At 65.3% G+C, this 9076-nt stretch carries 6 protein-coding genes and 1 pseudogene; 3 read left to right on the top strand and 4 right to left on the bottom strand.

The window, feature by feature from the left end; genetic code table 11:
- Nucleotides 1-1126 (top strand): DNA topoisomerase (locus Q427_RS05040; RefSeq protein ID WP_043511603.1); only part of this gene is annotated, 1126 nt, incomplete at its 5' end.
- A gap of 60 nt (nucleotides 1127-1186) precedes the next feature.
- Here Q427_RS05040 and Q427_RS05035 read toward each other — a convergent pair.
- Nucleotides 1187-1390, bottom strand: coding sequence for a DUF3185 family protein (locus Q427_RS05035; protein ID WP_043511602.1), 204 nt, complete (start codon nucleotides 1388-1390; stop codon nucleotides 1187-1189).
- Nucleotides 1391-1562: 172 nt separating this feature from the next.
- On the opposite strand from Q427_RS05035, the gene Q427_RS05030 reads away from it, so the two are divergent.
- A complete protein-coding gene (locus Q427_RS05030; RefSeq protein ID WP_043511600.1) occupies nucleotides 1563-2453 on the top strand; it encodes a ketopantoate reductase family protein in 891 nt (296 codons plus the stop codon).
- A gap of 145 nt (nucleotides 2454-2598) precedes the next feature.
- Nucleotides 2599-3174 (top strand): hypothetical protein, encoded by a 576-nt coding sequence (locus Q427_RS05025; RefSeq protein ID WP_043511597.1) that lies wholly within the window; start codon nucleotides 2599-2601, stop codon nucleotides 3172-3174.
- 90 nt (nucleotides 3175-3264) lie between these two features.
- On the opposite strand, the pseudogene ppc reads toward Q427_RS05025, so the two are convergent.
- The 3 genes and pseudogenes from ppc to relA all read right to left on the bottom strand — a co-directional run bounded on the left by ppc (nucleotide 3265) and on the right by relA (nucleotide 9072).
- A pseudogene (gene ppc, locus Q427_RS05020) lies at nucleotides 3265-5912 on the bottom strand (phosphoenolpyruvate carboxylase).
- Nucleotides 5909-6784, bottom strand: coding sequence for a nucleoside triphosphate pyrophosphohydrolase (gene mazG / locus Q427_RS05015; RefSeq protein WP_043511595.1), 876 nt, complete (start codon nucleotides 6782-6784; stop codon nucleotides 5909-5911). Before mazG ends, ppc begins: the two are co-directional and overlap by 4 nt.
- Nucleotides 6781-9072 (bottom strand): GTP diphosphokinase, encoded by a 2292-nt coding sequence (relA, locus tag Q427_RS05010; protein WP_043511592.1) that lies wholly within the window; start codon nucleotides 9070-9072, stop codon nucleotides 6781-6783. The genes mazG and relA overlap by 4 nt, the downstream gene beginning before the upstream one ends.
- Between the last annotated feature and the right edge of the window lie 4 nt (nucleotides 9073-9076).

Here is a 9076-nt window from a genome sequence, read left to right as displayed (position 1 = left end):
CGCCCGCCACAAGCGCCAGGCCGCCCCGCTGCCCTATTCCCTCTCGGCACTGCAGGTGGACGCCGCCCGCCGCTTCGGGCTCTCGGCCAAGGCGGTGCTGGATATCTGCCAGCGACTCTATGAGCGCCATAAGCTGATCACCTATCCGCGCTCCGACTGTCGCTATCTGCCCGAGGATCACCTCTCCCAGGCACGGCGTACCCTGGAGAGTGCCTGCGGCAGTGACGCCACGCTCCAGCAGTGGTTGGCCGGGGCGAATTTTGCGCTGCGCTCCAAGGCCTGGAACGACAAGAAGGTGGGCGCCCACCACGCCCTGGCGCCCACCGGCAAGCCGGCGGAGCTATCGCGCCTGGAGAAGGCCGAGGCCGATGTCTTCCGGCTGATTGCCCGCAATGTGCTTGCGCAGTTCTACCCCGCCCTGGAGACCCGCGAGGTCAAGGCCGAGTTCATGATTCTCGAGGAGCGTTTCCGGGCCAGCGGCCAGGTGCTGCTGCAGCCCGGCTGGAAGCCGCTGTTCACCACCCGGGATGAAGCGCCGCCGCTGCCACCGCTTATCGAAGGGGAAACCTGCCGGGTAACGGACTGCGCTGTCGAGGACCGGGAGACCCGCCCCCCGGAGCCCTTTACCGATGCCAGCTTGATCAAGGCAATGATGAACATCGCCCGCTATGTCGACGACCCGGCGGTTCGACGCACCCTGCGCGAACACGACGGCCTGGGAACCGAAGCGACCCGGGCCGGCATCATCGAGACCCTGCTGGAGCGGGGCTACCTGGTCCGTTGCAACAAGGCGTTGCGCGCCACGCGACTGGGCAACGGACTGATCGCTTCGCTACCCGAGGCCGCTTCCCGCCCCGAACGCACCGCACTATGGGAACAGCGGCTGGGCGCCATCGCCGAGCAGGATGCCGACCCCGCCCCCTTCATGGCATCGCTGATCGACGACCTGCACGCGCTGCTGGCCAGAGCCGATGCCGGACGGCTGCGTAGTGCCATGGCGGATGCCCAGGGCGAGGCTGGGCCGGCCGTCTCAGCGCGCCGGGGCAGAAGCAGCGGAAAAAGCAGCGGCAAGCCCCGTCGCAGCAGGAGCAGGGCAGCCCCCACCCGAAAGCGGCGCACCAGCTGAGCGGAGCGTTCACGATCACAGTGGCCGATTCGCATGGATGGAGCCCACCAGGTTCTCGGGTCAGCCTTTGCGCAATAGCAAACCGATACCAGCGACGGCGGCAACGGCACCGGCTATGAACAACCAGATTGTGGAGTCGGTGAACCGACCGGTGAACGTTTCGTACAGCTGATCCTCGATACCCTGGGAGGATTGGTAGCCGAAATAGAGCAAAATGGCACCGGCCACGAGAAGGGCAAGACCGATGATCTGGTTGGTAGACATAGGGGTCACTCCTGTTTCTGCTGGGTATCGGGAAACAGCCACCCGTCGAAGGCGCCCCGGGATAGACGGTGCTTGTACAATCACAGCCCGTTCGTCATATTGAACCATAGTCGTAGCAAAATAGTCTGTTCGGCAGCCAACCGCTGAACTTATCGGGTTAATCAGGCCAATCATGTCGACCGCTTCACACCTGATCGTGGGCCCTGGCGCCCTGGGTCGCCTGCTGGCTCTCCAGCTGGCCGACACTCAGCCGGTGGTACTGGCCGGCCGCAGGGCGCTGCCCGCCGAGCAGACCCTGACCACGCCGGAGGGCGAGCGGAGAACACGCCGCCTGACCATGGCCGATAGCCGTCGGCTACCGCCACTGGCACCCGCCTTTCTGCACCTGACCACCAAGGCCTACGCCACCGAGGCCGCCTATGACAGCGTAGCCGCCCAACTGCCACCGGCGACCCCGCTGGTGCTGTGGCAGAACGGCTTTGAGGTTCAGCCCACGCTGAGCCTGCGTCACACCGGGCCGGTGCTCTGTGCCTCCACCACCGAAGGGGCCTGGCTCGCCGGCGATACCGGGGTGGTACATGCGGGCCATGGTCTTACCTATCTCGGTGATCTCGACAACCGTTACCCCGAGCTTTGCCGGGCCCTAGCCGCAACTCTCACCGACACGGGCCTTCAGGCCAGCGCAGTGGCCGATATCCGCACTCGGCTTTGGCACAAGCTGGCCATCAATGCCGCCATCAACCCGCTGACGGCCCGATACCGCATTCGTAACGGCCAGCTGCGTGACCGCCCCTTCCAGCCGATGGTGACTCAGGTCATCGAAGAGGTCACCGCCATCATGGCAGCCGAGGCGATCCCCGACCCAGAGGCGGGCTGGCATGGGCTGGTATGGCAGGTGGTGGCGGGCACTGCCAATAACCGCGCCTCCATGCTGCAGGACGTCCTGGCCGGCCGCCCCACCGAGCGAGCAGCCATCCTCGGGCCGCTATTGTCAGCTGCCAGGCACCATGGCATAGCGTCCCCCTGCCTTGTGGCGCTCGACGCCGCCCTCGCCGGGCCCTGATCATCGTTGAGCGCCCGTTTGGCGGAATGCAACAACCCCTGCTAGCCTGTAAGGGCTAACTCTATTTCTATTGGAGCAGGGGCCCAGCAAAGAGCCAGCGTTGAAGAGAGCAAGGGTCGAGGCCGCCTGCCCAAGGTCAGGGATCATGAAACCGGGTTTACCAATAGCCGCCGTGCTGGTAGCCAAGCTGTTTTTTATCGCGTCACCGCTCGTGGCGGCTGACGGAGCACCCTCCTATGCCGGCAAATCCAGCGACCTCATGTATCTCGATAACGGCGTGGTGCTGGAGGGCCGTGGCCTGGAGACACCGGATGGCTACACCTCCGGCTTCCGCCTTACCGCTGGCTTCTCACCGCTGAACATGCCGCGGCTCGACCTGGGCGCCGAGCTCAGCTACCGCGAGAGTGATGAAGTGCCGACCCAGTTCGGCGACCAGCCCATGATCCTCAACACGACCAGCCTGGGCGGCAGCCTGGTGGCCGGTGTACGCCTCGGGCAGCTGGGGCTCTATGCCAAGTCCGGTTTCACCGAATGGGAGGGCGACCCGGTGACACGCAGCGACGAAATGCTGTTCGCTACCGCCGGCACTACGCGAGTCCAGGGCTTTGGTGCCCGTCTCCAGCATAATCGCCTGATCAGCCGCCTGGAGTTCGAGGAGTTCGATGCCCCCAGCATGGCCCACATGAATCTGATCACGGCCTCGATCCACTATCCTTTCTAGGCTTTCTATTTCTAGCTTTTGGTACGAGACCCAATGACATCGCCCGGCCTATTGGCCGGGCGATGTGGTTTCTGATGAAGCCGAGACGGATCAGCCGGTATTTCGCAGCCCTGCGGCGATCCCCGCCATGGTGACCATCAAGGCGCGGGTAAGTTCGCCACTGATGGCTCCATCGGCATCGCGGTTTCGTTGCAGCAGCTCTGCCTGCAGGCCATGCAAGGGGTCGATATAAGGGTTGCGCACGGCAATGGCCTGGCGAATCAGCGGTGTCTGCTCCAGCAGCTCCTCCTGATCGAGAATGGTCAACAGCACCTCGTGCAGGCGGGTGAAGCGCTCCCTGAGATCCTCTCCCAGTGCCTTCAGCGCCGGCTCATCCACCAGGCGTCTCTCGTAGTAGCTCGCAATGGCTACATCTGCCTTGGCCAGCAGCATCTCGAGCATGTCCAGGTAGGTGCCGAAGAAGGGCCAATGTTCGCGCATCTCGCGCAGCGTCTCCAGGCCACCCTCCTCCTCGAGGCGGGTACAGAACGCCTCACCGCTGCCCAGCCATGCCGGGAGCATCAGACGGATCTGGGTCCAGGCGAATATCCAGGGGATCGCACGCAGGGTTTCCACGCCACCATCCTGGCGCCGCTTGGTGGGGCGGGATCCCAGCGGCAGCCGGCCCAGCGCGCCTTCCGGCGTCACCGCCCGGAAGTAGGGTACGAAATCGGGATTCTCACGCACTACGCTGACATAGCCCCGGTGGGCGATAGCGGCCAGGCGGTCCATCTCCTCGCGCCAGTGAGGCTCTGGCGACGGCGGCGGCAACAGGGTCGCTTCGAGCACCGCACAGGCATAGATCTCCATGGAGCGCAGGGCAATGTCGGGCTGGCCGAACTTGAAGCGAATCATCTCCCCCTGCTCGGTGACGCGAAGACTGCCGTTCACCGAGCCCGGCGGCTGGGAAAGGATGGCAGCATGCGCCGGACCGCCGCCACGACCGACGGCACCGCCGCGGCCATGGAACAGCGTGAGGGAGACCCCGTGGGTGCGACACACTTCGACCAACCGCTCCTGGGCGCGATACTGGGCCCAGGCCGCCGCCAGTTGACCGGCATCCTTGGCCGAGTCCGAGTAACCGATCATGACCTCCTGTGTCGTGCCGGCAAGCGCCCGATAGCCCGGCAGCGCCAGCAGGCGGTCGACGACATCCCCGGCACGATTGAGATCATCCAGCGTCTCGAACAGCGGTGCGATGGGCAGGGACACTTCGCCCCCCACCTCCTTCATCAACAGCGCCACGGTCAACACATCCGAGGCTGCGCCGCCATGGATATGATGTAGGTGCCCAATGCCTCGGACTGCTCGTTGGCAATGACCCGAAAGGTGTCGAGTACTTCCCGCGTCTCCGTCGAACACTCCCAGCGTCGCGGAATCAGGGGGCGGCGCGACTCCAGCTCAGCCAGCAGGAAAGCCTGGCGCTGCTCTTCGCTCCAGTCGCGGTAGTGGCCCAGCTCCAGGGTTCCGGTGAGCTCCTCCATCACCAGGGCGTGGCGGCTCGCCTCCTGGCGAATATCCAGCTTGGTCAGGGTAACGCCGAAGATGGCGACGCGGCGAAGCGTATCCAGCAGCGCGCCGTTGGCAATGGTATCCAGGCCGACGTCGCACAACGAGCGATAGCAGGTGAGCAGCGGTGCATAGAGCTGGTCGCTGCTCTCGATGATGGGGCCTCCCTCGAAGCTACGGCCATCGAGCTCCGCCTTGGCCCAGTCCCGGGTCGCCTCCATCCGCTGCAGCAGGCGCTTGATCAGCTCGCGGTAAGGCTCGGCCACGCCCCCCACTTCGGCGCGCAGCGCGCTGTTGGATTTCCACATGGAGAGCTCGGCCTTGAGCTGCTCCAGGTCGCGCAGGTAAAGGTCCGCCGCCATCCAGCGCCCCAGCAGCAGCACCTCGCGGGTGACCCGCGAGGTGACGTTGGGGTTGCCGTCGCGATCCCCACCCATCCAGGAGGCGAAGACGATGGGCGCCGCATCCAGCGGCAGGCGCTCGCCGGCGGTCTCCAGCAGCAGCGTGTCCAGGTCGCGGTGGAAGGCGGGCACGGCCTGCCACAGCGAGTTCTCGATGACAGCAAACCCCCACTTGGCCTCGTCCACCGGAGTCGGTCGCTCATGACGGATCTCGTCAGTGTGCCATGCCTGGCTGATCAGTTCCTCGAGTCGCCCCCGGGCACGGCTGGCCCGCTCGGGGTAGTCGCTGGAGGATTCGATGATCGACAGGCACTCGTCAATGGCGTCGTATTTCTGGATCAGGGTGCGCCGTATGACCTCGGTGGGGTGCGCGGTGAGCACCAGCTCGACGCGCATGGTGGCGAGGCTCTCGACCAGCTTGCGCGGGGCATGCCCGGCCTGCTTAGCCCGCGCCAGCAGCTCACCGAGCATCGGCTGGCTGCCCGGCCGGTAGTCCTCCACCCGGCGGTAGCGGGCGCGATAGTGCTGCTCGGCGATATTGGCCAGGTTGAGGAACTGGTTGAAGGCCCGGGTAACCGGCAGCAGGTCACGGTCGGGCAGCTTGCGCAGATACTCGATGAGTTCGCGACTGCTCTGGACATCGCCCTGACGCCCACTCTTGGCATAGCCGCGAATGGTCTCGATCCGGTCGACGAAACTCTCGCCGAGATCGTCGGCAATGGTCCGGCCCAGGCTGTCGCCCAGTATGCGTACGTTGTCACGCAGTGATTCGTGCAGATCGTCGCTCATGGCCGGCGGTCTCCTGAAGGCGGTTCGGAAATGGGGGTGTCGTGCAGTTTGGCCTGCTGCCAGTAGTGTTCCATGGTGTCCAGGTCGACATCCCTCGTGGTCACGCCCCGCGCGCTCAGCGCCGCTTCCACGTAGCGGAAGCGGCGCTCGAACTTGGCATTGGTCTCACGCAGGCAGCGCTCGGGGTCGGCCTTGAGGGTGCGCGCCAGATTGGTCACGGCGAACAGCAGGTCGCCTACCTCCTCGGCCGCATGGGCGGTGTCGTTCTCGGCCAGCGCCTCCTCGACTTCCTCGAGCTCCTCGCGGATCTTGGCGATCACGCCACGGGCATCGGGCCAGTCGAAACCCACCCGGGCGGCGCGCTTGGAGAGCTTGGCCGCCCGTGACAGCGCCGGCAGGGTCCGCGGCACGTCATCCAATACCGAAGCCGCTGAGCCATCGGAGGTACGTTCGGCCCGCTCCTCGGCCTTGAGGCTTTCCCAGCGGCTGTTGACCAAATGCGTCTCGACCTGCTCGGCGCTGACGCCGGGCGGGCGACGCGAGGCCAGGGTGCCCTCGGGAAAGACGTGGGGGTGGCGGCGCAGCATCTTGTCGGTGAGCGTATGCACCACGTCGTGGAAGTCGAAGCGCCCCTGCTCCTCGCCGAAGCGGCTGTAGTAGATCACCTGGAACAGCAGGTCGCCGAGCTCACCGGGAAGCTCGTCGAAGGCGCGTCGCTCGATGGCGTCGGCGACCTCGTAGGCCTCTTCCAGGGTGTGGGGCACGATGGAGTCCCAGTCCTGCTGGATGTCCCAGGGACAGCCTTCGACCGGATCACGCAGCACTGCCATCAGCCTGAGCAGGTCATCGATGCCGTAGCGGCTCGCGCTCATGGCTTCTTCCCCTTGTGTTTTGCCCCCGGCCGCTTCGATCCCTTGGCACCGCTTCGCAGGCGCTGCACCTCGATGACGTTGGAGAGCTGCTGGATACGGGAAAAGAGCCGACCCAGGGTCTCGAGCCCATCGACTTCCACGGTGATTCGCATCCGGGCGATGCCGTCACGGGTGTCGGTGAGCGTATTGACCGAGAGGACGTTGACCTTGTCATGGCTGAGGATGCCGGTCACGTCGCGCAGCAGACCGGAGCGATCCCAGGCCTGGACCTCGATATCCACTGGATACTGGGTGCGCGCCCGCTCGCCCCACTCCACCTCGATGACGCGCTGGGGCTCGTCGACGCGCAGCTGCAGGATATTGGGGCAGTCCTGCCGGTGAACGGTGACGCCGCGCCCCTGGGTGATGAAGCCAACGATGGGCTCGCCGGGCACCGGATGGCAGCAGTTGGCCATGCTGGTCTTGAGGTTGCCCACCCCCAGCACCGTGATATCGCTGCTGCCGCCCTTGCCGGCATCGCGCCGCGGCTTGGCCAGCAGGCGGTCCAGCTGCTCCTGGTCGTCGGTCTCGCCAAACAGCTGCTGGGCCTGGTGCAGCACCTGGCCGACACGCAGGTCGCCGGCCCCCAGCGCAGCGTACATGTCGTCGGGGGTGGTGTAGTTGACCTTGCGTGCCAGGGTGTCGAGATCCATGCCCTCGACGTCCAGGCGCTTCATTTCACGCTCGAACAGCGCCTTGCCCTCTTCGAGGTTCTGGTCGCGGGCCTGATGCTTGAACCAGGCCTGGATCTTGGCCCGCGCCCGGGAGGTTCGCACATACCCCAGGCTGGGATTGAGCCAGTCGCGACTCGGCCCACCCTTGCTGGCAGTGAGTATTTCCACCTGCTGGCCGGTCTTGAGCTTGTAGGTGAGCGGCACGATACGCCCGTCGACCTTGGCCCCACGGCAGCGGTGGCCGACTTCGGTATGCACCCGGTAGGCGAAGTCGATGGGAGTGGCAATCCGCGGCAGGTCGATGACGTGGCCGTCGGGCGTGAAGACATAGATGCGATCCGGCGCCACGTCGCTGGATAGGCCTTCGCGCAGGTCGCTGAAGTCGCCCACCTCCTCCTGCCATTCGAGTACCTGGCGCAACCAGGCGATCTTCTCCTCGTAGCTGGAGCTCTTGCCGCCGGTATCGTGCCCCTTGTAGCGCCAGTGGGCGCAGACCCCCAGCTCGGCTTCGTCATGCATGGCGAAGGTGCGGATCTGGATCTCGAGCACCTTGCTCTCGGGGCCGAACACCGCGGTATGCAGCGACTGATAGCCGTTCTTCTTGGGGTTGGCGATATAGTCGTCGAACTCGTTGGGCACATGCCGCCAGCGGGAGTGCACCAGGCCCAGCACGGTGTAGCAGTCTGCCACCTCCGGCACCAGAATACGCACTGCACGCACATCGTTGACCTGGGAGAAGTCGATGCGCTTGCGCTTCATCTTCCGCCAGATCGAATAGATATGCTTGGCGCGACCGCTCACTTCACAGGGAGCGATGCCCTGGGCCTCCAGCATTCCCTGCAGCGTCTCGACCACCTCATGGATATAGCGGTCGCGATCCAGGCGCTTTTCGGCCAGCTGCCGGGCAATGGTCTTGTAGTCATCCTCATGCAGATAGCGGAAGGAGAGATCCTCCAGCTCCCACTTGACCTGGCCGATGCCCAGCCGATGGGCCAGTGGGGCGTAGATGTCGAACACCTCGCGGGCCACCTGCAGGCGTTTCTCCCGCGGGGCGTCCTTGGCCTGACGCAGGGCACAGGTCCGCTCGGCGATCTTGATCAGCGCCACCCGAACGTCGTCGATCATGTTGACCAGCATCTTGCGCAGGTTGTCCTGCTGGTTGTGCTGCACCATGCCCTGGCTAGGGGTCTGGGCATTGCTGATGGCGGCCATCTGCAGCACGCCCTCGATCAGGCCCGACACCTCGCTGCCGAAGCGCTTGGTCACACCCTCGACGGCGATCTGCCCTTCACGCACGGCTCGATAGAGTACGGCGGCCTCCAGCGCCGGCTGGTCCAGCTTGAGCAGGCCGAGGATATCGGCCATCTCGAGGCCCATCCGGAAACTGGAAGCCTCGGGCAACCATGACTTGTGGGGTCGCTCCGCCTGGTGGGCCAGACGCTGGGCAAGCTCGCAGGCCTCCCGCATCTCGGCGGGGTCACGCAGCTTGGTGTCTTCCTGCAGCCGCGCAAGCCAGTGGCCGATGTCGACTTCGCCCGCATCGGTCAATGGCTGGTCATCGCGCACTTTCACCATCTCT

The sequence above is a fragment of the Halomonas sp. BC04 genome (assembly GCF_000568385.1).
This window is presented reverse-complemented; position numbering and strand designations above follow the sequence as displayed.